The sequence below is a fragment of the Streptomyces sp. SID11385 genome, assembly GCF_010548245.1.
In the GTDB taxonomy this organism is placed as follows: Bacteria; Actinomycetota; Actinomycetes; order Streptomycetales; family Streptomycetaceae; genus Streptomyces.
This window is the reverse complement of record NZ_JAAGLR010000592.1, coordinates 1-24205: the sequence shown is the minus strand read 5'-3', so window position 1 is coordinate 24205 and position 24205 is coordinate 1. Positions and strand designations below refer to the sequence as shown.

Below are 24205 nucleotides of genomic sequence, written 5' to 3'. Positions count from 1 at the left end.
CGCTGACGCACGCGGAAGCGGCGTGCGCCACGCGCCGACCGACGCGACCCCGGGCGCCGACCGACCAGCGTGACGGCCCCGACCGAAGCGCACCTAGCGCGAACCGAAGCGCACCCCGCCTGTACCGAAGCGCACCCCGCGCCCACCGACGAGAGAAACAGAGGCCACCGTGAACTGGGACGACGAGACACCGGACAGCGCCGTCGGCGCCGACCCCCGGCTCGTCGACGCCGGGGCCGACACCGAGGACAACGCCGTCGAGGCGGCCCTGCGCCCCAAGGACCTGGACGAGTTCATCGGCCAGGAGAAGGTGCGCGAACAGCTCGACCTCGTCCTCAAGGCCGCCCGCGCGCGCGGCGCCACCGCCGACCACGTCCTGCTCAGCGGTGCCCCCGGGCTCGGCAAGACGACCCTCTCCATGATCATCGCCGCCGAGATGGCCGCCCCCATCCGCATCACCTCGGGCCCCGCGATCCAGCACGCGGGCGACCTCGCCGCGATCCTCTCCTCGCTCCAGGAGGGCGAGGTCCTCTTCCTCGACGAGATCCACCGCATGTCCCGGCCCGCCGAGGAGATGCTGTACATGGCGATGGAGGACTTCCGCGTCGACGTCATCGTCGGCAAGGGCCCCGGGGCCACCGCCATCCCGCTGGAACTCCCGCCGTTCACCCTCGTCGGTGCCACCACCAGGGCCGGGCTGCTGCCCCCGCCGCTGCGCGACCGCTTCGGCTTCACCGCGCACATGGAGTTCTACGCGCCCGCCGAGCTGGAACGTGTGATCCATCGCTCGGCGCGGCTCCTCGACGTCGCGATCGACCCGGCGGGCGCCGCCGAGATCGCCGGCCGCTCGCGCGGCACACCCCGTATCGCCAACCGGCTCCTGCGCCGCGTACGCGACTACGCGCAGGTCAAGGCGGACGGGCACATCACCGAGGACATCGCTTCGGCGGCCCTCGGCGTGTACGAGGTCGACGCGCGCGGGCTCGACCGCCTCGACCGCGCCGTGCTCGAAGCGCTGCTCAAGCTCTTCTCCGGCGGACCTGTGGGCCTTTCCACTCTCTCTGTCGCCGTCGGTGAGGAACGTGAGACGGTGGAGGAAGTGGCGGAGCCCTTCCTGGTGCGCGAGGGCCTGCTCGCCCGCACGCCACGCGGCCGGGTCGCCACCCCGGCGGCCTGGGCCCACCTCGGGCTCGCGCCACCGAAGGGCGCACCAGGACAAGCCGGTCTCTTCCCGGCGTGAGCCGCGCGCGTCGTCGCCCCGGGCCCTGTGAGATCACGGCCCGAGCCGCACGAGTGTGGCCACACAAGGAACTGCGGTGCGATGCTGAACGTTGTTCCCTCGGCGGAGACTCGCCTAGACTCCGCCGATGCCGTCCCTTGTGGCCGGCGTGCCCTCCGATCCCGACAGGCCGCAGCATCGCGCGGTCGTGCTAAGGAATCTCCACCGTGTCTCTCGTCTCCCTCCTCCCCTTCATCCTGATCATCGGGGCGATGTTCCTGATGACCCGCTCCGCGAAGAAGAAGCAGCAGGCCGCTACGAACATGCGCAGCGAGATGCAGCCCGGCTCCGGCGTGCGCACGATCGGCGGCATGTACGCGCTCGTCAAGGAGGTCGGTGAGGACACCGTGCTCCTGGAGGTCGCCCCCGGCGTCCACGCCCGCTACGCCAAGAACGCCATCGGCGCGGTCGTCGGCGACGAGGAGTGGGAGCGCGTCGTGAACGACGGCGAGGACTTCGACGCCGTCGTCCCCGACGACGCGTCCTCGCTCACCGAGGGCGAGGCGGCCGAGCACGAGGACGAGGACACGCGCATCGACCTGTCCAAGGACTCCGCCCCCGCCGAGGCGCTCGCCGACAAGGCCGAGGACACTGCCGCCAAGAAGGCCGACAGCGAGGCCGAGGGCAAGTAGGCACGGACCGAGGCACGCGCCGGGCGAGCGGCCGGGCGCGGCCCCGGGGCATGCCGTGGCCCACGGGCCTGCACGGACGGTGGCACCCGGACGCCCACGACCATGACGACCTTGCCCGGTCGGGGGCGGACGGACGCGGATTCCCCACATCACTTCAGGGCCGCCACAGCCGGTGGTTCACACCGTGCGGAGCGGTTGGACAGGGAGAAACGAGAAGGTGGCAGCACCTAACAAGAGCAGAGGGCGCAGCAGCAGCCAGTCCAAGCCTGGCCGCGCACTCGCTCTGATCCTGGTCGCCCTCGTGGCGCTCACGGGCGGGATGTTCCTCTCCGGGCACACGACGCCCCGCCTCGGCATCGACCTCGCGGGCGGCACGAGCATCACGCTCAAGGCCCAGAACGAGCCGGGGCAGAAGAACGCGGTCAACAAGACCAACATGGACACGGCGGTCGACATCATCAACCGCCGTGTCAACGGGCTCGGTGTCTCCGAGGCCGAGGTCCAGACCCAGGGCAACGACCACATCGTGGTCAACATCCCGCGCGGCACCAACGAGAAGCAGGCGAGGGAGCAGGTCGGTACGACCGCCCAGCTCTACTTCCGCCCGGTCCTCCAGGTCGCCGCGGGCACCCCGGCCGCCGATCCCTCGGCGAGCGAGAGCCCCTCCGCCACGTCGAGCCCCTCGGGCAAGACCAGCCCCTCGCCGAAGTCGAGCGCGGGCGCGGACGGCTCCAGCGCCTCGCCGGACGCGGGCGCCTCCTCCGGCGCGGGGTCCACCGCCTCCGCCGGTTCGGGTGACGCCTCCCCGCAGGGCCGCGCCGTCCCGCAGGCGCTCAAGGCGGACTCCACGCCCTCCCCGAGCGCCAAGAGCGACACGAAGGACGACGCCGCGGCGAGCCCCTCGCCCAGCGCCTCCGCCGCGCCCGACGACAAGACGACGGCGCTCTTCGGCACCCTGGACTGCTCCAACAAGGCCCAGCGCGTCAAGGCCACCACGGGCGTCAAGCCCACGGCGTCGATGGTCGCCTGCGGCAACGAGGGCGGCCAGTGGGCCAAGTACCTGCTCGGCCCGGCCGAGGTCGAGGGCAAGAACGTGTCCAAGGCCGACGCGGTGCTCGACACGCAGCGCAACCAGTGGATCGTGCAGATGAAGTTCAACGGGGAGGGCAAGAAGAAGTTCTCCTCGATCACGGGCAAGCTCGCGCAGCAGCAGTCCCCGATGAACCAGTTCGCCATCGTCCTCGACGGCGACGTCGTCTCCGCGCCCAGCGTCAGCGAGCGCCTCGGCGGCAGCGCCGAGATCTCCGGCAGCTTCAGCCAGGAATCGGCGAAGGACCTCGCCAACGTCCTCTCCTACGGCGCCCTCCCGCTCACCTTCCACGAGGAGACCGTCACCACGGTGACCGCCGCCCTCGGCGGTGAGCAGCTGGACGCCGGGCTCATCGCGGGCGCCGTCGGCCTCGCGCTCGTCATCATCTACCTGGTGGTCTACTACCGGGGACTCGCGCTCATCGCGGTCGCCTCCCTCGTGGTCTCCGGCATCCTCGCCTACACGATCATGACGCTCCTCGGCCCGGGCATCGGCTTCGCGCTCAACCTCCCGGCCGTCTGCGGAGCGATCGTCGCGATCGGTATCACCGCGGACTCCTTCATCGTCTTCTTCGAGAGAGTCCGGGACGAGGTGCGCGAGGGCCGCAGCCTGCGCCCCGCCGTCGAGCGCGGCTGGCCGCGCGCCCGGCGCACCATCCTCGTCTCCGACTTCGTCTCCTTCCTCGCCTCGGCCGTGCTCTTCGTGGTCACGGTCGGCAAGGTCCAGGGCTTCGCCTTCACCCTGGGGCTCACCACGGTCCTCGACGTCGTGGTCGTCTTCCTCTTCACGAAGCCGCTCCTGACGCTCCTGGCCCGCCGGAAGTTCTTCAGCCAGGGCCATCCCTGGTCCGGGTTCGACCCCAAGCGGCTCGGCGCCAAGCCGCCGCTGCGCCGCACGCGCACCCCTCGCGTCCACGCCGATCACCCCAAGGAGGCGTGACATGTCGCGACTCGGTACTCTCGGCGCCCGGCTCGTCCGCGGTGAAATCGGGTACGACTTCATCGGCAAGCGCAAGATCTGGTACGGCATCTCCATCCTCATCACGATCACCGCGATCGTGGGGCTCTCCGTGCGCGGCCTGCACCTGGGCATCGAGTTCGAGGGCGGCGCCGTCTTCACGACGCCGAAGACCAGCGCCTCGGTGAGCGTCGCCGAGCAGTCCGCGGAGGACTCCTCCGGGCACGACGCGATCGTGCAGGAGCTGGGCAATGGCGGGATGCGCGTCCAGATCAGCGACATCGACACGAGCAAGTCCGACGAGATCAGGACCCAGCTCGCCAAGGACCTCGACGTCAAGGCCGCGGACATCAACGCCGACCTCGTCGGCCCCTCCTGGGGCGAGCAGGTCGCCAACAAGGCGTGGACGGGCCTCGGCATCTTCATGGTGCTCGTGGTCATCTACCTGGCGATCGCCTTCGAGTGGCGCATGGCCGTCGCGGCCCTCGTCGCCCTGATCCACGACATCACCATCACGGTCGGGGTGTACGCCCTCGTCGGCTTCGAGGTCACCCCGGGCACCGTGATCGGTCTGCTCACCATCCTCGGGTACTCCCTCTACGACACCGTCGTGGTCTTCGACAGCCTCAAGGAACAGTCGAAGGGCATCACGAAGCAGACGAGGTTCACCTACGCGGAAGTCGCCAACCAGAGCATCAACGGCACCCTGGTGCGCTCGATCAACACCACGGTCGTCGCGCTCCTCCCGGTCGCCGGGCTGCTCTTCATCGGGGGCGGCTTCCTCGGCGCCGGCATGCTCAACGACATCTCCCTGTCGCTGTTCGTGGGCCTCGCGGCCGGCGCCTACTCCTCGATCTTCATCGCGACCCCGCTCGTCTCCGACCTCAAGAGCCACGAGCCGCAGATGAAGGCCCTCACCAAGCGGGTGCTCGCCAAGCGTGCCGCCGCCGAGCGGGGCGAAGCCCTCGGCGACGGCCCGCGGGACGGGGACGGACCGCAGGGGGCCACCGCGGCCGCCGGCCCGGTCGTCGCCCCCGCCCGGGGCAGCGCCCCCGCCCGAGGCCGTGACGGCCGGGGCGGACGTACGACCGGAAAGCGCCGATGACCGACATCAGCGAGCTGTTGCTCAGCCGTATCAGAGACGTCCCGGATTACCCGGAGCAGGGTGTGGTGTTCAAGGACATCACCCCGCTCCTGGCCGATCCGGACGCCTTCGCCGCCCTCACCCAGACCCTCGCCGAGCTGTGCCAGAAGCACGGCGCGACGAAGGTCGTCGGGCTGGAGGCCCGGGGGTTCATCCTCGGCGCCCCCGCCGCCGTCCGGGCCGGCCTCGGCTTCGTGCCGGTCCGCAAGGCAGGCAAGCTCCCGGGGGCCACGCTCTCGCAGCGGTACGAGCTGGAGTACGGCAGCGCCGAGATCGAGGTGCACGCCGAGGATCTCGGCCCGGACGACCGGGTCATGATCATCGACGACGTCCTCGCCACCGGCGGCACGGCCGAGGCATCCCTCGGCCTCATCCGCCGCGCGGGAGCGCAGGTCGCCGGGGTCGCCGTGCTCATGGAGCTCGGCTTCCTCGACGGGCGCGCGCGGCTCGCCCCCGTACTCGACGGGGCACCCCTGGAGGCGCTGCTCCAGGTCTGAGCGGCACCCAGCGACACACGAAGGGGCCGGTCCGCCGCCGCGGCGGACCGGCCCCTTCGCCGCACCGCTTGACCACGACCCCCCGGCGATCGACCATGGACGTCGTGGCGAAAGTGAAATAAAGCCCCCGAAGGGGATGTTTCCCCCGCAAGCGGTGCAGTGGCCCTGTACCGCCCGCTGAGCCGCCCGCACGCGCGGCAGCGCGCCCGGCTCTCGCTACGATGGCAGCCTCCGGACCACGTCCGGGACGCACGCACCACGCGCTCGCGCCCACGGGCAGGTCGCCAGGGGCCTACAGGAGGAGCGCTCTTGCCAGACGAGGCCCAGTCACTCACCACCGGCGCCCAGGACCCCGAGGCCGCGCCGAAGCCCGCCCCGCCCGCCAAGAAGCCGGCGCCGGGCAGCGCCGCCCAGGGCGCCTCCGGGCGCCCCTCGGGCGCTCAGCCGCGTCCCGCGCCGCCCGTGACGCACCGCGGCGGCTCCTCCAACCGCGTCCGCGCCCGCCTCGCCCGCCTCGGCGTACAGCGCTCCAATCCGTACAACCCGGTCCTGGAGCCCCTGCTGCGCACCGTGCGCGGCAACGACCCGAAGATCGAGACGGCGACCCTGCGCCAGATCGAGCACGCCTACCAGGTCGCCGAGCGCTGGCACCGCGGGCAGAAGCGCAAGAGCGGCGACCCGTACATCACGCACCCGCTCGCCGTCACCACGATCCTCGCCGAACTCGGCATGGACCCCGCGACCCTCATGGCCGGGCTGCTCCACGACACCGTCGAGGACACCGAGTACGGACTCGACACGCTCCGTGAGGACTTCGGCGACACCGTCGCGCTCCTCGTCGACGGCGTCACCAAGCTCGACAAGGTCAAGTTCGGCGAGGCCGCGCAGGCCGAGACGGTCCGCAAGATGGTCGTCGCGATGGCCAAGGACCCGCGCGTCCTCGTCATCAAGCTCGCCGACCGCCTGCACAACATGCGCACGATGCGCTACCTCAAGCGCGAGAAGCAGGAGAAGAAGGCCCGCGAGACCCTGGAGATCTACGCCCCGCTCGCCCACCGGCTGGGCATGAACACCATCAAGTGGGAACTGGAGGACCTCGCCTTCGCGATCCTCTACCCCAAGATGTACGACGAGATCGTCCGCCTCGTCGCCGAGCGCGCCCCCAAGCGCGACGAGTACCTCGCGGTCGTCACCGACGAGGTGCAGTCCGACCTGCGCGCGGCCCGCATCAAGGCGACCGTCACGGGCCGCCCGAAGCACTACTACAGCGTCTACCAGAAGATGATCGTACGAGGCCGCGACTTCGCGGAGATCTACGACCTCGTCGGCATCCGCGTCCTCGTGGACACCGTCCGCGACTGCTACGCGGCACTCGGCACCGTGCACGCGCGATGGAACCCGGTCCCCGGCCGGTTCAAGGACTACATCGCGATGCCCAAGTTCAACATGTACCAGTCGCTGCACACGACGGTCATCGGGCCCGGCGGCAAGCCCGTCGAACTCCAGATCCGCACCTTCGACATGCACCGCCGCGCCGAGTACGGCATCGCCGCGCACTGGAAGTACAAGCAGGAAGCCGTCGCGGGCGCCTCCAAGGTGCGCACCGACGCGCCGAAGAAGTCCGGCAAGGACGACGGCGCGATCAACGACATGGCGTGGCTGCGGCAGTTGCTCGACTGGCAGAAGGAGACCGAGGACCCCGGCGAGTTCCTGGAGTCGCTGCGCTTCGACCTCTCGCGCAACGAGGTCTTCGTCTTCACGCCCAAGGGCGACGTCATCGCGCTGCCGGCCGGGGCGACGCCCGTCGACTTCGCGTACGCCGTGCACACCGAGGTCGGCAACCGCACGATCGGGGCGCGCGTCAACGGCCGCCTCGTCCCCCTGGAGTCGACGCTCGACAACGGCGACGTCGTCGAGGTCTTCACCTCCAAGGCGGCGGGCGCGGGCCCCTCGCGCGACTGGCTCGGCTTCGTCAAATCGCCCCGCGCGCGCAACAAGATCCGCGGCCACTTCTCCAAGGAGCGGCGCGAGGAGGCGATCGAGCAGGGCAAGGACGCCATCGTCCGCGCGATGCGCAAGCAGAACCTGCCGATCCACCGCGTCCTGACGAGCGACAGCCTCGTCACGCTCGCGCACGAGATGCGGTACGCGGACATCTCCTCGCTCTACGCGGCGATCGGCGAGGGCCACGTGCCCGCGCAGACCGTGCTCCAGAAGCTCGTCCAGTCCTACGGCGGCGAGGAGGAGACCAAGGACGACCTCGCCGAGTCACAGCCGCCCTCGCGCGCCCGGCGCAAGCGGCGCGCCAAGTCCGACCCCGGCGTCATCGTCAAGGGCGTCGAGGACGTGTGGGTCAAGCTCGCGCGCTGCTGCACGCCCGTCCCCGGCGACCCGATCGTGGGCTTCGTGACGCGCGGCAACGGTGTCTCGGTGCACCGCAAGGACTGCGTCAACGTGGACTCGCTCTCGCAGCAGCCGGAGCGGATGCTCGACGTCGAGTGGGCCCCGACCCAGTCCTCGGTCTTCCTCGTCGCCATCCAGGTCGAGGCGCTCGACCGCTCGCGGCTCCTCTCGGACGTCACACGCATCCTGTCCGACCAGCACGTCAACATCCTGTCGGCGGCGGTGCAGACCTCGCGCGACCGGGTCGCGACCTCGCGGTTCACCTTCGAGATGGGCGACCCCAAGCACCTCGGGCACGTCCTCAAGGCGGTGCGGGGCGTGGAGGGCGTGTACGACGTGTACCGCGTGACCTCGGCCCGCAGGCCGTAGCGGGTTACGGGGAGGGGCCCGCCGGAACGTTCCGGCGGGCCCCTCCCCGTACCTGTACGGAGCCGCTCAGCCCCCGAACTCCTCCAGGCCCTTCAGCGCCTGGTCGAGCAGTTCCTGGGCGCGCTCCAGCTCACCGCGCAGCTTCGCGGCCTTCGTCGCGTTGCCCGCCGACTCCGCCTGCGCGATCCGCGCGCGCAGCTTGTCGACGGCGCCCTGGAGCTGACCGGTGAGACCGGCGGCACGGGCGCGGGCCTCGGGGTTGGTACGGCGCCACTCGGTCTCCTCGGCCTCCTGGATCGCCCGCTCCACGGCGTGCAGCCGGCCCTCGACCTTCGGCCGCGCGTCGCGCGGCACGTGCCCGATGGCCTCCCAGCGCTCGTTGATGCCCCGGAACGCGGCCCGGACCGCCTTGAGGTCCTTGACCGGCAGCAGCTTCTCGGCCTCGTCGGCGAGCGCCTCCTTGAGCTTGAGGTTCTCGCCCTGCTCCACGTCCCGCTCGGCGAACAGCTCGTTGCGCGCCGAGAAGAAGACGTCCTGCGCGGCCCGGAAGCGGGTCCACAGCTCGTCCTCCGCCTCGCGCTGCGCGCGCCCGGCCGCCTTCCAGCGCGTCATCAGCTCGCGGTAGCGCGCGGCCGTCGGGCCCCACTCGGTCGACCCCGAGAGCGCTTCCGCCTCGGTGACCAGGCCCTCCTTCACCTTGCGGGCGTCCTCGCGCTGCGCGTCGAGCGCCGCGAAGTGCGCCTTGCGCCGCTTGGAGAACGCGGAGCGGGCGTGCGAGAAGCGGTGCCACAGCTCGTCGTCGGACTTGCGGTCCAGACGCGGCAGCCCCTTCCAGATGTCCACGAGGGCCCGCAGGCGCTCCCCGGCGACCCGCCACTGCTCGCTCCCGGCGAGCTGCTCGGCCTCGGCGACCAGCTCCTCCTTGGCCTTGCGGCTCTCCTCGCTCTGCTTGGCGCGCTCGGCCTTGCGTACCTCCTGGCGCTCCTGGACCGTCGACAGGAGCTTGTCGAGCCGCTTGTCGAGCGCTTCGAGATCACCCACCGCGTTCGCGCCGCGCACCTGATCGCGCAGGTGCTCCACGGCGGCCTGGGCGTCCTTCGCCGAGAGATCCGTCGTCCGCACACGGCGCTCCAACAGCCCGATCTCGACGACGAGTCCCTCGTACTTGCGCTCGAAGTACGCGAGGGCCTCGGCGGGCGAACCGGCCTGCCAGGAACCGACCTCCCGCTCACCCTCGGCGGTCCGCACGTACACGGTCCCGGTCTCGTCGACTCGGCCCCACGGGTCGCTGCTCACAGCGCCTCCATCCACATGATGCCGGGCCCCTGGTGGGGGGCCCTCGGCATCGTCCACATTTTCGTCACGGCCAACATAGGCGACCTGTGGGGCGGCTGTCCGCATTCTTGAGCGGCGGACTTGCCCGCACGCACGGCAAAGCCGCCCCCGGTGATCAGGACTTGCGCACCGTGGCCTTGTCGATCACCACGGTCGCGTTCGGCGCCCCGTCGCCCTGCCCGGTGTTCTCGCCCGCGTCCGCGATCTTCTTGAGCACCTTCATGCCGTCCGCCGAGATGGTGCCGAAGGGCGTGTAGTCGGGCGGCAGCTGGCTGTCCTGGTAGACGAGGAAGAACTGGCTGCCGCCGGTGTGCCGCCCCTCCTTCGTCTGCGCGTTGTACTGGTTGGCCATCGCGACGGTGCCCGCCGGGTACACGTTGCCCTTGAGCTTCTTGGACTTCAGGTTCTCGTCCGGGAGCGTGTAGCCGGGCCCGCCGGTGCCGTTGCCCGAGGGGTCGCCGCACTGGAGGACGTAGATCCCCGCCGTCGTCAGGCGGTGGCACTTCGTGTGGTCGAAGTAGCCCTTGCCCGCGAGGTAGTCGAAGGAGTTCACGGTGTGCGGGGCGTTCTTCGCGTCCAGCGCGACGCCGATGTCGCCGCACGTCGTCGCGAGCGTCATCGTGTAGTCGGCCGACTTGTCGACCGTGAGCGCCGGTTCCTTCTTGTACGACAGCTTCTTGACCGCGCCGGCCGCGGGCTTGTCGCAGGGGTCGGGCGCCTTACTCGGGCTCGCGCTCGGTGTCGCGGCGGCCTCGGTCTTCTTGCCGTCGTCCTTCGAGCTGTCCTTGTCGAAGGCTCCGGCGGCCCAGGCGCCGCCGCCCGCCGCGAGCACCACCACGACGGTCGAAGCGATGACCGCGTTGCGCCGGCGGGCGCGCCGCCGTGCCGTCTGCCGCCGCTCCTGCTGGCGCAAGAACTTCTCCCGGGCGAGCTGGCGCCGCCGCTGATCGTTGCTGACCACCGGGTGTCTCCTCGTCGTCTACTCGTCCGCAACGCTGTTCGGACGGGGGCCGTGTGTGCCCCGTACCGTATACGGGTTGGCTGTGGAATCGGCACCGCCGGTAGTCTCGAACCCGGCCGCGCGCCCGCTGCGGCCCCGCCCACCCGTGGACACAAAGGACGAACGTGCTCATTGCCGGTTTCGCCGCCGGGGCCTGGGGGACCAACTGCTACGTGGTCGCCCCCGCCGCCGGTGAGGAATGCGTGATCATCGACCCGGGCCACCAGGCCACCGCGGGGGTCGAGGAGACGCTCGCGAAGCATCGGCTCAAGCCCGTCGCCGTCGTCCTCACCCACGGCCACATCGACCACGTCGCCTCGGTCGTCCCGGTCTGCGGGGCACACGACGTCCCCGCCTGGATCCACCCCGCGGACCGCTTCATGATGAGCGACCCCGAGGCCGGTATCGGCCGCTCCATCGGGATGCCGCTCCTGGGAGAGCTGACGGTCGGCGAGCCCTCCGACGTCGAGGAGCTGAGCGACGGGGCCCGCCTGAGCCTCGCCGGGCTCGACTTCTCCGTCGCGCACGCGCCCGGGCATACCAAGGGGTCGGTGACGTTCAGGACCCCCGAGGGCGCGGACCTGCCGTCCGTGCTCTTCTCCGGGGACCTGCTCTTCGCCGGCTCCATCGGACGCACCGACCTGCCCGGCGGCGACCCGGACGAGATCCTCGGCTCGCTGGCCCGGGTGTGCCTGCCGCTCGACGACTCGACCGTGGTCCTGTCCGGACACGGTCCCCAGACGACCATCGGCCGCGAACGCGCCACCAACCCGTATCTGCGGCAGGTGGCGGCCGGCCAGGAGAGCGCCGCGACGGCGTTCCCCCGACGAGGAATGTGACAGCGAACAACCGTGAGCACCTTCAAGGCACCCAAGGGCACCTACGACCTCCTGCCCCCCGACTCGGGCCGCTTCCTCGCCGTCCGCGAGGCCATCGCGGCCCCGCTGCGGGACGCGGGATACGGCTACATCGAGACGCCCGGATTCGAGGACGTACGGCTCTTCGCGCGCGGTGTCGGTGAGTCCACCGACATCGTGAGCAAGGAGATGTACGTCTTCACGACCAAGGGCGGCGACGAACTGGCGCTGCGCCCCGAGGGCACGGCCGCCGTGCTGCGCGCGGTCCTGGAGTCGAACCTCCACAAGACGGGGAACCTGCCCGTCAAGGTCTGGTACTCGGGCTCGCAGTACCGCTACGAGCGCCCGCAGAAGGGCCGTTACCGCCACTTCTCGCAGGTCGGCGCGGAGGCGATCGGCGCCGAGGACCCGCTGCTCGACGCCGAGCTGATCATCCTGGCCGACCAGGCGTACCGCTCGCTCGGGCTCACGGGGCACCGCATCCTGCTCAACTCGCTGGGCGACACCACCTGCCGCCCCGTCTACCGCGCGGCGCTCCAGGACTTCCTGCGCGCCCTGGACCTCGACGAGGAGACCCGCCGCCGCGTCGAGATCAACCCGCTGCGCGTCCTCGACGACAAGCGCGCCGAGGTCCAGGACCAGCTCACCGGGGCCCCGCTCCTCGCCGACTACCTGTGCGACGCCTGCAAGGCGTACCACGAGGAGGTCCGCGCGCTCCTGGACGGCGCGGGCGTCGCCTACGAGGACGACCCGAAGCTCGTCCGGGGTCTCGACTACTACACCCGCACCACCTTCGAGTTCGTCCACGACGGCCTCGGTTCGCAGTCGGCCGTCGGCGGCGGCGGGCGCTACGACGGGCTCTCCGAGATGCTCGGCGGGCCCGCGCTGCCCTCGGTCGGCTGGGCGCTCGGCGTGGACCGCACGGTCCTCGCCCTGGAGGCCGAGGGCGTCACGCTCGACCTCCCGCCCGTCACCAGCGTGTACGCGATCCCGCTCGGCGAGGCCGCCCGCCGGGTGCTCTTCGAGAAGGTCACCGAGCTGCGCCGGGCCGGGATCGCGACCGACCTCTCCTTCGGCGGTCGCGGCCTGAAGGGCGCGATGAAGAGCGCGAACCGCTCGGGCGCCCGCCTCGCCCTCATCGCGGGCGAGCGGGACCTCGTCGACGGCAGCGTCCAGCTCAAGGACCTGGAGTCCGGCGAGCAGCACGCGGTGCCGCTCGCACAGGCGGTCGCGGAGATCCAGCGCCTGCTGGGCTGACCGCTGGGCCGAGCGGGGAGCGACGGTACGGGCGGTACGCCGGCGGGGCACGGCCGGGGTGCCGCCCCGTCCCGTGCGCCTGCGGCGCGTATCCGTCCCGTACCTGCCCGTATCCGTCAACGGGCGACCTCCGAAACCACTCGCCGGAGTGGATTGCCTCACGTGCGGCGGGGGTGAACTCGGGCTGTCCGGCGGGGCGGTGGCGTTTCCGGTACCCCTTTGGGCCCTCCCGTTCTCAGGCGGGTGGGGCACAATGCAGAGGCCCCCAGCAACCGAGCGACGGAAACGGCGTGATGAGCGACACGATGGAAGTCAGCGACGAGCTCGGCCACGAGCACGACCCCCGGCACCCCGAGGGCCCGGTCTCCCGGCTCGGCGCTTCGCGTGCCTTCGCCGTGATGCTGGTGCTCACGGGCGCGGCGGGCCTGCTCGCCGCCTGGGTCATCACGCTCGACAAGTTCAAGCTCCTGGAGGACCCGAGCTTCACCCCCGGGTGCAGCCTTAACCCGGTCGTCTCCTGCGGCAGCGTCATGAAGAGCGAGCAGGCGGCGGCCTTCGGCTTCCCGAACCCGATGCTCGGGCTCGCCACGTACTCCGTGGTGATCTGCGTCGGCATGACCCTGCTCGCCGGGGCCCGGATGCCGCGCTGGTACTGGCTCACCTTCAACTTCGGCACGCTCTTCGGCGCCGGCTTCGTCACCTGGCTCCAGTACCAGTCGCTGTACAACATCAACGCCCTGTGCCTGTGGTGCTGCCTCGCCTGGGTCGCGACGATCATCATGTTCTGGTACGTCACCGCGCACAACGTCCGCAACGGCTACCTTCCGGCCCCCCGCTGGGCGCGCGGCTTCTTCGGCGAGTTCCCCTGGGTGCTGCCGGTCCTGCACCTCGGGATCATCGGCCTGCTCATCCTGCTGCGCTGGTGGGACTTCTGGACCAGCTGAGCCGGTCCGTACGGCCTGGTGAGGACGGTGCCGAGCGCGCGCGACGCGTTGTCGGTGCCGTCCTTTAGGCTTTCGGCGTGGAACCCGACTTGTTCACCGCCGCCGCCGAAGAGCGCCAGGAGAAGGACCCGAGCAACAGCCCGCTCGCCGTCCGGATGCGCCCGCGCACCCTGGACGAGGTGGTCGGCCAGCAGCACCTGCTCGGGGCGGGCTCCCCGCTGCGGCGGCTCGTGGGCGAGGCGAACGGCGGCCCGGCCGGTGCCTCCTCGGTGATCCTGTGGGGCCCGCCGGGGACGGGCAAGACGACGCTCGCGTACGTCGTCAGCAAGGCGACCAACGCCCGCTTCGTCGAACTGTCCGCGATCACCGCCGGGGTCAAGGAGGTGCGCACGGTCATCGACGGCGCCCGCAGGGCGAGCGGCGGCTACGGCAAGGACACGGTCCTCTTCCTCGACGAGATCCACCGCTTCAGCAAGGCCCAGCAGGACTCCCTGCTGCCCGCCGTCGAGAACCGCTGGGTCACCCTCATCGCGGCGACGACGGAGAACCCGTACTTCTCCGTGATCTCCCCGCTCCTGTCGCGCTCCCTGCTCCTGACCCTCGAACCGCTCACGGATGAGGACATCCGTGCCCTGCTGCGCCGCGCGCTCACCGACGAGCGGGGGCTCAAGGGAGCGGTCACGCTCCCCGACGACGCCGAGGAGCACCTGCTGCGGGTCGCCGGAGGGGACGCGCGCCGCGCGCTGACCGCTCTGGAGGCGGGTGCCGGGGCCGCGCTCGCCAAGAAGGAGCCCGCGATCACCCTCCAGACCCTGGAGGAGACGGTCAACAAGGCGGCGCTGAAGTACGACCGCGACGGCGACCAGCACTACGACGTCGCGAGCGCCCTCATCAAGTCGATCCGCGGCTCGGACGTGGACGCGGCGCTGCACTACCTGGCACGCATGATCGAGGCCGGCGAGGACCCGCGCTTCATCGCCCGGCGCCTCATGATCTCCGCGAGCGAGGACATCGGGCTGGCCGACCCGACCGCGCTCCCCACCGCCGTCGCCGCCGCGCAGGCCGTCGCCATGATCGGCTTCCCCGAGGCCGCGCTCACCCTCAGCCACGCGACCATCGCGCTCGCGCTCGCGCCCAAGTCCAACGCGGCGACCCTCGCGATCGGCGCCGCGCTCGAAGACGTCCGCAAGGGCCTCGCGGGGCCCGTCCCGCCGCACCTGCGCGACGGCCACTACAAGGGCGCCCAGAAACTCGGCCACGCACAGGGGTACGTGTACCCGCACGACGTCCCGGGCGCGATCGCCGCCCAGCAGTACGCCCCGGACGCGCTCAAGGACCGGCAGTACTACACGCCGACGCGGTACGGCACCGAGGCGCGGTACGCGGACGTCGTGGAAATGGTGCGGGAGCGCCTGCGCGGGACACGGGAGTAGCGGCGGTGGAGCACTTCGAGCTGACGACCCGGATCGCGGCGCCGCCCGAAGTGGTCTTCGACGTCTCGCTCGACGTCGATCTGCACCAGGCGTCCATGGCCGGATCGGGTGAACGGGCCGTCGCGGGGGTGACGTCCGGGCGCATGGGCCCGGGGGACACCGTGACCTGGCGGGCCCGGCACTACGGCGTGCGCTGGCGGATGACCTCACGGATCAGCGCGTACGAGCGGCCCGGGTACTTCGTGGACGAGCAGGTGCGCGGCCCCTTCGCGCGCTGGCACCACGCCCACCACTTCGCGCCGGACGGCGCGGGCGGCACCGTCATGCGGGACGTCGTCGACTTCGCCGCGCCCCTCGGACCGCTCGGCCGGATCGCCGAACGGGTCGCGCTCGGGCGGTACATGCCCCGGCTGATCCGGGCGCGCAACGTGTACGTGCGCGAGGCGGCGGAGCGCGGGCGGGCCTGAGCCGTACCCACTCGTCCGGCCTCCGGCCCGTCCCCCCTCGGACGGCGGCTCCTCCCCGAGGCCGTGGTCCCGTCCGCACGGGCTCCTGAGGCGTCGCTCAGCCGCGGGGCTTGTCGGAGTCGTCCGCGGCGGCGAAGTCCTCCGCCGCGTCGAAGAGCGCGGCCATCGCGCGGCGCAGCCCGTGCACGTCGGCGACCGGCTCGGGGAAGTCGAAGCGCGCGTCGAAGCAGCGCACGCCGGTGAAGCGCACCCGCAGCCCGAAGCGGTCGAGCGCGAGCGGCACCACCGCGGGGCAGTCGGCCGCGGCCCGCTCGCCGAGCAGGCCGCGCAGCTGCCGCACCTGGGGCGCGTGCGCGGCGTGCAGGTGCTGGAGGAGTTCGGCCTCGTACGCGCGCAGCGGGTCGGGCGCGGCGGCGGCGAACTCCTCGATCTCGACGCGGGCGACGTCCCACAGGTCGTCCACGCGGATCTCGTACGGCTCCAGGCGCAGCGTGGCCCACGCGGGGCCTCCGGGCCCGGCCGGTCCCGCGACCGCGTGGGCCTCGGGCGCGTCGTCGGGCAGCCGGGTGAGCCAGCCGGAGACCCAGGCCCGGCCCCGTACCCGGTGGGGGACCGAGACGGGAGCGACGTCGGTCAGCTCCAGGACGACGGGCAGTTCGTCGCCGCGGGCGCGCGAGGCGGCCCGTACGACGGGGGCCGTGGCGGAGTAGACGAGGTGGATGTCGCCCTCGGCCGTCACGGTGCGCAGTTCGGGCACGAGCGGGAGCGAGCCGGCGGCCTCGGGGCCCGGCAGGAGCAGCACCGCCGAGCATGTACCCTGTACGAGAGTTCGTGTGCGCTCGGCTGCTGACGGCATCCGGGTGGATTCAAGCCCCCTTTCCCCTTGGGAGTCCCCCTCAGGACTTCCGTCGTGGGCGTCCTGGCCGCCGTGGCTGTCAGGGCGGGGACGCGGCTGACCACGATCTGATCGGACCTCCGTCGATGCGTCGCCTTTTCGAGCGCGACGGGCGTTCGTGATGCGCGTGGTGTTCCCAGGGCGAGACATGCGATCTCCTTGAGTAAGGTGAGCCTAACCTAACCTATTTCGGAGGTCTGGAGAACGTGCCTAACCAGTCGCGTCCCAAGGTCAAGAAGTCCCGTGCGCTCGGCATCGCGCTGACGCCGAAGGCCGTCAAGTACTTCGAGGCCCGTCCCTACCCGCCGGGTGAGCACGGCCGTGGCCGCAAGCAGAACAGCGACTACAAGGTCCGTCTGCTGGAGAAGCAGCGTCTGCGCGCGCAGTACGACATCTCCGAGCGCCAGATGGCCCGCGCCTACGACCGCGCCCGCAAGGCCGAGGGCAAGACCGGCGAGGCCCTGGTCATCGAGCTGGAGCGTCGCCTCGACGCCCTGGTCCTGCGTTCGGGCATCGCCCGCACCATCTACCAGGCCCGCCAGATGGTCGTCCACGGCCACATCGAGGTCAACGGCACGAAGGTCGACAAGCCCTCCTTCCGTGTCCGTCCCGACGACGTCGTGATGGTCCGCGAGCGCAGCCGCTCGAAGCACCCGTTCCAGGTCGCCCGTGAGGGTGGCTACGACACGGACGGCGAGACCCCGCGCTACCTCCAGGTCAACCTGAAGGCCCTCGCCTTCCGCCTGGACCGCGACCCGAACCGCAAGGAAATCCCGGTCATCTGCGACGAGCAGCTCGTCGTCGAGTACTACGCCCGCTGACGATCCCCCGGGATCGCCGCGCAGCGCGCAGCACTCCGGCCCGCCTCCCCGCCGTGTCCGCACGGCCGGGGGAGCGGGCCGCTCGCGTTCGCGCCCGGCCCCCGCGTCCGCCCGCGCGAGGGGAGGGGCGCGGGGCCGGGCGGACGGGAGCGACCCCGCGTCGCGATAGGCTCGGTGCCACGACTGTGCGCTCGCGCGAACGCGTCGCACGAACGAGCGGAAGGAGCGGTGCGCAGTGTCCGGAGGAGAGGTGGCAGGGCTCCTGGTGGCCGTGTTCTGGGCGATTCTCGTCTCCTTCCTCGCGGTCGCGCTCGCGCGGCTCGCGCAGACGCTCAGGGCCACGACGAAGATGGTCGCCGAAGTCACCGAGCAGGCCGTCCCCTTGCTCACGGACGCCTCCGCGACCGTGCGCTCGGCGCAGACCCAGCTCGACCGGGTCGACGCGATCGCCTCGGACGTCCAGGAAGTCACCTCGAACGCCTCCGCGCTCTCCACCACCGTCGCCTCCACCTTCGGCGGCCCCCTCGTCAAGGTCGCGGCCTTCGGCTACGGAGTGCGCCGCGCCCTCGGCCGCCGCGCCGAACCACCGCCGCCGCGCACCGTCGTCGGCCGCACCGTCAAGGGCAGGCGCCGCCCCCGGCGCAAGGGCGACTGACGCCCGCCCGCCCCGTACCACCACCGGAAGGACCGCTGCCGCGATGTTCCGCCGTACGTTCTGGTTCACCGCCGGAGCGGCCGCGGGGGTCTGGGCCACCTCCAAGGCGCACGCCAAGCTCCGCAAACTGGCCCCCGAGTCCCTCGTGGCCCAGGCCGCGGACCGCGCCGTCGAAGCCGGCGGCAGGCTCCGCGCCTTCGCCGCCGACGTGCGCGACGGCATGGCCGTGCGCGAGGCCGAACTCGACGAGGCACTCGGCCTCACGAGCGAGCCGCCCGCCCTTCCCGCCCCGCGCCGCCCCGCACTCGAGGCAGGGCGCGGTGCCGCCCGTGTCATCGAGGGCCGCGTCGAGCCCGCGGACCCCGGACGCCCCGGGGACCCGAAGCACCCGCACCCCACCACCCCGAACAACCGGAATGAGGACCACTGATGGAGTCGGCTGAAATCCGCCGCCGCTGGCTGCGCTTCTTCGAGGAGCGCGGGCACAAGGTCGTGCCGTCGGCGTCGCTGATCGCGGACGACCCGACGCTGCTGCTCGTCCCCGCGGGCATGGTCCCCTTCAAGCCGTACTTCCTCGGCGAGGTCAAGCCGCCCGCCCCGCGCGCCACGAGCGTGCAGAAGTGCGTGCGCACGCCCGACATCGAGGAGGTCGGCAAGACCACCCGGCACGGGACCTTCTTCCAGATGTGCGGGAACTTCTCCTTCGGCGACTACTTCAAGGAAGGGGCCATCAAGTACGCGTGGGAGCTGCTGACCTCCTCCGTCGCCGACGGCGGCTTCGGCCTGGAGGCCGAGCGGCTGTGGATCACCGTCTACCAGGACGACGACGAGGCCGAGCAGATCTGGCGCGACGTCGTCGGCGTCCCCGCCGAGCGCATCCAGCGCCTCGGCAAGGCCGACAACTTCTGGTCCATGGGCGTCCCCGGACCCTGCGGCCCCTGCTCCGAGATCAACTACGACCGCGGCCCCGAGTTCGGCGTCGAGGGCGGCCCGGCCGTCAACGACGAGCGCTACGTGGAGATCTGGAACCTGGTCTTCATGCAGTTCGAGCGCGGCGCCGGGCGCGGCAAGGACGACTTCGAGATCCTCGGCGACCTCCCGAGCCAGAACATCGACACCGGCCTCGGCCTGGAACGCCTCGCGATGATCCTCCAGGGCGTCCACAACATGTACGAGACGGACACCCTGCGCGTCGTCATCGACAAGGCCACCGAGCTGACCGGCGTCGCCTACGGCGCGGCGGGCGCGAGCGACGTCTCGCTGCGCGTCGTCTCCGACCACATGCGCACCTCCGTCATGCTCATCGGCGACGGCGTCACCCCCGGCAACGAGGGCCGCGGCTACGTGCTGCGCCGCATCATGCGCCGCGCCATCCGCAACATGCGCCTGCTCGGCGCCACCGAACCCGTCGTCCAGGACCTCGTGGACGTCGTGATCGACACGATGGGCGAGCAGTACCCCGAGCTGATCACCGACCGCAAGCGCATCGAGACCGTCGCGCTCGCCGAGGAGGCCGCCTTCCTCAAGACCCTCAAGGCCGGCACGAACATCCTCGACACCGCCGTCACCGAGACCCGCGCGACCGGCTCGACCGTGCTCCCCGGCGACAAGGCGTTCCTCCTCCACGACACGTGGGGCTTCCCGATCGACCTCACCCTGGAGATGGCCGCCGAACAGGGCCTCTCCGTGGACGAGGACGGCTTCCGGCGGCTCATGAAGGAACAGCGCGAGCGCGCCAAGGCCGACTCGCAGGCGAAGAAGACCGGCCACGCCGACCTGCACGCCTACCGCGAGATCGCCGACGCGGCGGGCGCCACCGACTTCACCGGCTACGTCCAGCTCGAAGGCGAGGCCCGCATCGTCGGCCTGCTCGTCGACGGCGTCCCCTCGCCCGCGGCGAGCGAGGGCGACGAGGTCGAGGTCGTCCTCGACCGCACCCCCTTCTACGCCGAGGGCGGCGGCCAGATCGGCGACACCGGCCGCATCCGGCTCGACAACGGCGCGATCGTCGAGATCCGCGACGTGCAGAAGCCCGTCCCCGGGGTGCACGTCCACAAGGGCCGCGTCCAGGTCGGCGAGGTCACCGTCGACGCCCCCGTGTGGGCCGCGATCGACCAGGGCCGCCGCCGCGCCATCGCGCGCGCCCACTCGGCGACCCACCTGACCCACCAGGCGCTGCGCGACGCGCTCGGCCCGACCGCCGCCCAGGCCGGTTCCGAGAACCAGCCCGGCCGCTTCCGCTTCGACTTCGGCTCCCCGGCGGCCGTCCCGACCGCCGTCATGACGGATGTCGAGCAGCGCATCAACGAGGTCCTCGCGCACGAGATGGACGTCCAGGCCGAGGTCATGTCCCTCGACGAGGCGAAGAAGCAGGGCGCCATCGCCGAGTTCGGCGAGAAGTACGGCGAGCGGGTCCGCGTCGTGACGATCGGGGACTTCTCCAAGGAGCTGTGCGGCGGCACGCACGTGCGCAACACCGCCCAGCTCGGCCTCGTGAAGCTGCTCGGCGAGTCCTCCATCGGCTCGGGCGTGCGCCGTATCGAGGCGCTCGTCGGCGTCGACGCGTACAACTTCCTCGCCCGGGAGCACACGGTCGTCTCGCAGCTCCAGGAGCTGGTCAAGGGCCGTCCCGAGGAACTGCCCGAGAAGATCGCGGGCATGCTCGGCAAGCTCAAGGACGCCGAGAAGGAGATCGAGAAGTTCCGCGCCGAGAAGGTGCTCCAGGCCGCCGCCGGGCTCGCCGCGGGCGCCAAGGACGTGCACGGGACCGCGCTCGTGACCGGGCAGGTCCCCGACGGCACGACCGCCGACGACCTGCGCAAGCTCGTCCTCGACGTGCGGGGCCGCATCCCCGGCGACCGCCCGGCGGTCGTCGCGCTCTTCGCCGTCACGGGCGGGCGCCCGGTCACCGTCGTCGCGACCAACGAGGCGGCGCGCGAGCGCGGCTTCAAGGCCGGTGACCTGGTCCGTACCGCCGCCAAGACGCTCGGCGGCGGGGGCGGCGGCAAGCCGGACGTGGCGCAGGGCGGCGGGCAGAACCCCGAGGCCGTGGCCGAGGCGGTGGCCGCCGTCGAGCGGCTCGTCACCGAGACGGCCTGACGCCGATGCGACGAGGACGCCGCCTCGCGATCGACGTCGGGGACGCCCGGATCGGGGTCGCCTCCTGCGACCCCGACGGGATTCTCGCGACCCCGGTCGAGACCGTCCCCGGCCGGGACGTGCCCGCCGCGCAGCGCAGGATCAAGGCGCTCGTGGCGGAGTACGAGCCGATCGAGCTGGTCGTCGGGCTGCCGCGTTCGCTGCGCGGCGGCGAGGGCCCGGCCGCCAAGAAGGTACGCGCCTTCGCGGGCGGCCTGGCTCAGCTGGTCGCGCCCGTTCCGGTGAGATTGGTCGATGAGCGGATGACCACGGTGACAGCCGGTCAGGGCCTGCGGGCCTCGGGCGTCAACACCAAAAAGGGCAGGTCCGTCATCGATCAGGCAGCAGCGGTCATCATCCTTCAGACCGCGCTCGAATCCGAACAGCGCACGGGGCTGCCCCCGGGGGAAGACGTCGTGGCCTCGGGCTGATGGCGGTACGGTAACGTTCCCGCGGTGCGCTCGCATTCGAACAGCGGACGCACAGCGGGGACGGAGACCGTGAAGACGCCACCGGGCGACCGCCGGGACTCCGTTCCGCGGCCGCCCGGTTCCGTGTCTCGGGACCCTGGACGCGGCGTCACTGTCGGACAGGCCCTAGGGGACCGATGACTGAGTATGGGCGTGGCCAGGGCCAGGAGCCCTGGCACCCGGAGGACCCCTTGTACGGGGACCAGGGCTGGGGGCAGCAGGAGCAGCCCCCCTACGGCCCCGAGGGACAGCAGTATCCCCCGCAGCAGCCCACTCCGCCCCAGCCTCAGCAGCAGTACGACGCCTGGGGCCGGCCGATCCCGCAAGCACCCCAGCAGGGCTACGGGCAGCAGTATCCGCAGGCGGGGTACGGACAGCAAGACCCCCAGGGGCAGCAGCAGCCCCCGCAGGGCTACGAACAGCAGACGTACGGGCAGCAGCAGGGCTACGAGCAGCAGCAGTACGGCGGGCAGCCCGGCTACCCGGGCCAGCCGCAGCAGCCCGTCCAGCCGCAGGGGTACGAGCAGCAGGGCTACCCGCAGCAGCAGGGACCGCAGTCCTACGGCAACGGCTGGGACACCGGGCAGCAGCAGGTGCCCTACGGGGCCGACCCCCATGACCCCTACGGCGCGGTGCCGCAGCCCGCCTATCCCCAGGCCCAGGACCCCTACGCGACCCCCGAGGCGTACCCGCCGCCGCAGCCGCCGGGCGACCGCGGACCCCAGGCACCGCGGACCCAGGCACCCCAGGACCCGCAGGTCCAGGAGCAGGCCCCCGCCCCCGCGCCCGAGCGCGGGGAGTGGGACCCCGACCCAGACGAGCCCGAGCACCCCTTCTTCGCGAGCGACGGCGACGCGGGCCGCGCCACCGGACGCCGGACCAAGGGCCGCGACGACGACCGCGACGACCTCGCCGACGACGAGGACGACGAGGACGGCGAAGGGAACGGACGCACGGGGCGGCGCGGCGGCGAGACCCCGAAGAAGCGCCGGGGCGGCTGCGCCTGCCTCGTGGTCGCCGTCGTCCTGGTCGGCGGAGGCGGCGGGGCCGCGTACTACGGCTACGGGCTCTACCAGGACCGCTTCGGTCCGCCGCCGGACTACGCGGGCGAGGGCAGCGGCACCGTCGTGGTCGAGGTCCCCGACGGGTCCAGCGGCATCGCGATGGGCAACCTGCTCAAGGACAAGGGCGTCGTGAAGAGCGTCGAGGCGTTCACGGCGGCGCAGAAGGCGAGCGACAAGGGCACGACGCTCCAGTCCGGCTTCTACACCCTCCACAAGGGCATGTCCGGCAAAAGCGCCGTGGAACTCATGCTGGACCCCAAGAGCCGCAAAACCCTCGTCATTCCCGAGGGGTACCGCAACTCCTGGATCTACGCCCAGATCGACGGCCGCCTCGGCCTCAAGAAGGGCACCACGGCCGACGTCGCGAAGAGCGACAGCAAAAAGCTCGGGCTGCCGAAGTGGGCCAATGACGACAAGGACATAAAGGACCCGCTGGAGGGTTTTCTCTATCCTTCGACGTATTCCGTCAGCAAGGGCCAGAAGCCTGCGGACGTGCTCCGGAAAATGATCGCCCAGGCCAATAAGCAGTACGAGAAGATCGACGTCGTCGGGCAGGCCAAGAAACTCGACCTCGACAGTCCGCTCGATCTCGTCACGGTCGCGAGCATGGTCAACGCGGAGGGCAAGACGCACGACGACTTCCGCAAGATGGCGGAGGTCATCTACAACAGGCTCAAGCCGGGCAACACCGAGACGAACGGCAAGATCCAGTTCGATTCGACCTACAACTACCTCACCGGGCGCAGTGAGATCAAGATCTCCACGAGAGAGATCAACAGCGATCCCGACCCGTACAACACCTATTACCACAAGGGCCTGCCGCCCGGGCCGATCGGAAATCCCGGCGAAGAGGCGTTCGCCGCCGCCCTCAACCCGACGAAGGACGGCTGGCTGTACTTCGTCGCCGTGGACGGCAAGGAAGACACCCAGTTCGCCAAGACGCTGCCGGAGTTCAAGAAGCTGGAGGCCAAGTTCAATGCGTCCGACGCCGGGCGATGACCACCCGGGGGAAGCGCGCCGCGCCGCCGTGCTCGGCTCGCCCGTCGCGCACTCGCTCTCCCCGCAGCTCCACCTCGCCGCCTACCGCGCGCTCGGCCTGCGCGGCTGGACGTACGAGCGGATCGAGACCGGCGAGGCCGCCCTGCCCGGCTTCGTCGAAGGGCTCGGGCCCGAGTGGGCCGGGCTCTCGCTGACCATGCCGCTCAAACGGGCCGTGCTGCCGCTGCTCGACCGGATCAGCGACACCGCGGCCTCGGTGGACGCCGTCAACACGGTCGTCTTCGAGGCCGACGGCAGCCGCAGCGGTGACAACACCGACATCCCGGGGCTGCTCGCGGCGCTCGCCGAGCGCGGCGTCACGCGCGTCCCCGGCGCCGCGATCCTCGGCGCGGGCGCCACCGCCTCCTCTGCGCTCGCCGCGCTCGCGCGCGTCTGCGACGGCGAGGTCGTCGCCTACGTGCGCAGCGCGGCGCGCGCCGCCGAGATGCGCGGCTGGGGA

General features: G+C 71.5%; 20 protein-coding genes and 1 pseudogene. 18 read left to right on the top strand and 3 right to left on the bottom strand.

Annotated elements, in window-relative coordinates; translation table 11 throughout:
- The first annotated feature begins 169 nt into the window (after positions 1 to 169).
- The 6 genes from ruvB (at position 170) to G3I42_RS17900 (ending at position 8371) form a co-directional block, all read left to right on the top strand.
- Complete coding sequence (ruvB, locus tag G3I42_RS17925; RefSeq protein ID WP_164287175.1) at positions 170 to 1240, top strand: Holliday junction branch migration DNA helicase RuvB; 1071 nt, start codon at positions 170 to 172, stop codon at positions 1238 to 1240.
- Positions 1241 to 1446: 206 nt separating this feature from the next.
- Positions 1447 to 1911, top strand: a complete 465-nt coding sequence (gene yajC / locus G3I42_RS17920) for a preprotein translocase subunit YajC (protein ID WP_164287173.1) — start codon at positions 1447 to 1449, stop codon at positions 1909 to 1911.
- A 319-nt stretch (positions 1912 to 2230) separates the two neighbouring features.
- Positions 2231 to 3940: a protein translocase subunit SecD gene (gene secD / locus G3I42_RS17915; protein WP_239096526.1), complete on the top strand. Its 1710-nt coding sequence runs from the start codon at positions 2231 to 2233 to the stop codon at positions 3938 to 3940.
- Between the two features lies 1 nt (position 3941).
- Positions 3942 to 5063 (top strand): protein translocase subunit SecF, encoded by a 1122-nt coding sequence (secF, locus tag G3I42_RS17910; RefSeq protein WP_164287169.1) that lies wholly within the window; start codon positions 3942 to 3944, stop codon positions 5061 to 5063.
- Entirely contained in the window at positions 5060 to 5599 is a 540-nt protein-coding gene (locus G3I42_RS17905) for an adenine phosphoribosyltransferase (protein WP_164287167.1), read from the top strand. Before secF ends, G3I42_RS17905 begins: the two co-directional genes overlap by 4 nt.
- Positions 5600 to 5908: 309 nt before the next feature.
- Positions 5909 to 8371: a bifunctional (p)ppGpp synthetase/guanosine-3',5'-bis(diphosphate) 3'-pyrophosphohydrolase gene (locus G3I42_RS17900; protein WP_164287165.1), complete on the top strand. Its 2463-nt coding sequence runs from the start codon at positions 5909 to 5911 to the stop codon at positions 8369 to 8371.
- Between the two features lie 66 nt (positions 8372 to 8437).
- Here the strand turns inward: G3I42_RS17900 and G3I42_RS17895 are convergent, their stop codons facing one another.
- Positions 8438 to 9667: a DUF349 domain-containing protein gene (locus G3I42_RS17895; RefSeq protein WP_164287163.1), complete on the bottom strand. Its 1230-nt coding sequence runs from the start codon at positions 9665 to 9667 to the stop codon at positions 8438 to 8440.
- A 154-nt stretch (positions 9668 to 9821) separates the two neighbouring features.
- Positions 9822 to 10667 (bottom strand): peptidylprolyl isomerase, encoded by an 846-nt coding sequence (locus tag G3I42_RS17890; protein WP_164287161.1) that lies wholly within the window; start codon positions 10665 to 10667, stop codon positions 9822 to 9824.
- Positions 10668 to 10831: 164 nt separating this feature from the next.
- On the opposite strand from G3I42_RS17890, the gene G3I42_RS17885 reads away from it, so the two are divergent.
- From G3I42_RS17885 to G3I42_RS17865, 5 genes are all read left to right on the top strand, one after another.
- Positions 10832 to 11545 (top strand): MBL fold metallo-hydrolase, encoded by a 714-nt coding sequence (locus G3I42_RS17885; RefSeq protein WP_164287159.1) that lies wholly within the window; start codon positions 10832 to 10834, stop codon positions 11543 to 11545.
- 12 nt (positions 11546 to 11557) lie between these two features.
- A complete protein-coding gene (hisS, locus tag G3I42_RS17880; RefSeq protein WP_164287157.1) occupies positions 11558 to 12820 on the top strand; it encodes a histidine--tRNA ligase in 1263 nt (420 codons plus the stop codon).
- Between the two features lie 305 nt (positions 12821 to 13125).
- Positions 13126 to 13764 (top strand): vitamin K epoxide reductase family protein, encoded by a 639-nt coding sequence (locus tag G3I42_RS17875; RefSeq protein WP_164287217.1) that lies wholly within the window; start codon positions 13126 to 13128, stop codon positions 13762 to 13764.
- Positions 13765 to 13841: 77 nt separating this feature from the next.
- Complete coding sequence (locus G3I42_RS17870) at positions 13842 to 15197, top strand: replication-associated recombination protein A (protein ID WP_164287156.1); 1356 nt, start codon at positions 13842 to 13844, stop codon at positions 15195 to 15197.
- A 5-nt stretch (positions 15198 to 15202) separates the two neighbouring features.
- Positions 15203 to 15664, top strand: coding sequence for an SRPBCC family protein (locus G3I42_RS17865; RefSeq protein WP_164287154.1), 462 nt, complete (start codon positions 15203 to 15205; stop codon positions 15662 to 15664).
- 97 nt (positions 15665 to 15761) lie between these two features.
- Here the strand turns inward: G3I42_RS17865 and G3I42_RS17860 are convergent, their stop codons facing one another.
- Positions 15762 to 16520 (bottom strand): DUF2470 domain-containing protein, encoded by a 759-nt coding sequence (locus G3I42_RS17860; protein WP_164287152.1) that lies wholly within the window; start codon positions 16518 to 16520, stop codon positions 15762 to 15764.
- Positions 16521 to 16765: 245 nt separating this feature from the next.
- On the opposite strand from G3I42_RS17860, the gene rpsD reads away from it, so the two are divergent.
- The 7 genes and pseudogenes from rpsD to G3I42_RS17825 all read left to right on the top strand — a co-directional run.
- Positions 16766 to 17380, top strand: coding sequence for a 30S ribosomal protein S4 (gene rpsD, locus G3I42_RS17855; RefSeq protein WP_007829289.1), 615 nt, complete (start codon positions 16766 to 16768; stop codon positions 17378 to 17380).
- Positions 17381 to 17615: 235 nt separating this feature from the next.
- Entirely contained in the window at positions 17616 to 18035 is a 420-nt protein-coding gene (locus G3I42_RS17850; protein ID WP_343244577.1) for a DUF948 domain-containing protein, read from the top strand.
- A gap of 43 nt (positions 18036 to 18078) precedes the next feature.
- A complete protein-coding gene (locus G3I42_RS17845) occupies positions 18079 to 18465 on the top strand; it encodes a hypothetical protein (RefSeq protein WP_164287150.1) in 387 nt (128 codons plus the stop codon).
- Entirely contained in the window at positions 18465 to 21134 is a 2670-nt protein-coding gene (alaS, locus tag G3I42_RS17840) for an alanine--tRNA ligase (protein ID WP_164287148.1), read from the top strand. The genes G3I42_RS17845 and alaS overlap by 1 nt, the downstream gene beginning before the upstream one ends.
- 5 nt (positions 21135 to 21139) lie before the next feature.
- On the top strand, positions 21140 to 21604 hold the full coding sequence (ruvX, locus tag G3I42_RS17835; RefSeq protein ID WP_164287146.1) for a Holliday junction resolvase RuvX: 465 nt from the start codon (positions 21140 to 21142) through the stop codon (positions 21602 to 21604).
- A 176-nt stretch (positions 21605 to 21780) separates the two neighbouring features.
- Positions 21781 to 23706, top strand: a complete 1926-nt coding sequence (mltG, locus tag G3I42_RS17830) for an endolytic transglycosylase MltG (protein ID WP_164287144.1) — start codon at positions 21781 to 21783, stop codon at positions 23704 to 23706.
- Positions 23684 to 24205: pseudogene (locus tag G3I42_RS17825) on the top strand (shikimate dehydrogenase); the annotation flags it as partial. The gene mltG and the pseudogene G3I42_RS17825, both read left to right, overlap by 23 nt.

Coding starts and splice junctions, on each gene's coding strand:
- alaS (WP_164287148.1), top strand. CDS start 18,465: ATGGAGTCGGCTGAAATCCGCCGCCGCTGGCTGCGCTTCTTCGAGGAG.
- secF (WP_164287169.1), top strand. CDS start 3,942: ATGTCGCGACTCGGTACTCTCGGCGCCCGGCTCGTCCGCGGTGAAATC.
- ruvX (WP_164287146.1), top strand. CDS start 21,140: ATGCGACGAGGACGCCGCCTCGCGATCGACGTCGGGGACGCCCGGATC.
- G3I42_RS17905 (WP_164287167.1), top strand. CDS start 5,060: ATGACCGACATCAGCGAGCTGTTGCTCAGCCGTATCAGAGACGTCCCG.
- G3I42_RS17860 (WP_164287152.1), bottom strand. CDS start 16,520: ATGCCGTCAGCAGCCGAGCGCACACGAACTCTCGTACAGGGTACATGC.
- G3I42_RS17845 (WP_164287150.1), top strand. CDS start 18,079: ATGTTCCGCCGTACGTTCTGGTTCACCGCCGGAGCGGCCGCGGGGGTC.
- G3I42_RS17875 (WP_164287217.1), top strand. CDS start 13,126: ATGGAAGTCAGCGACGAGCTCGGCCACGAGCACGACCCCCGGCACCCC.
- mltG (WP_164287144.1), top strand. CDS start 21,781: ATGACTGAGTATGGGCGTGGCCAGGGCCAGGAGCCCTGGCACCCGGAG.
- secD (WP_239096526.1), top strand. CDS start 2,231: ATGTTCCTCTCCGGGCACACGACGCCCCGCCTCGGCATCGACCTCGCG.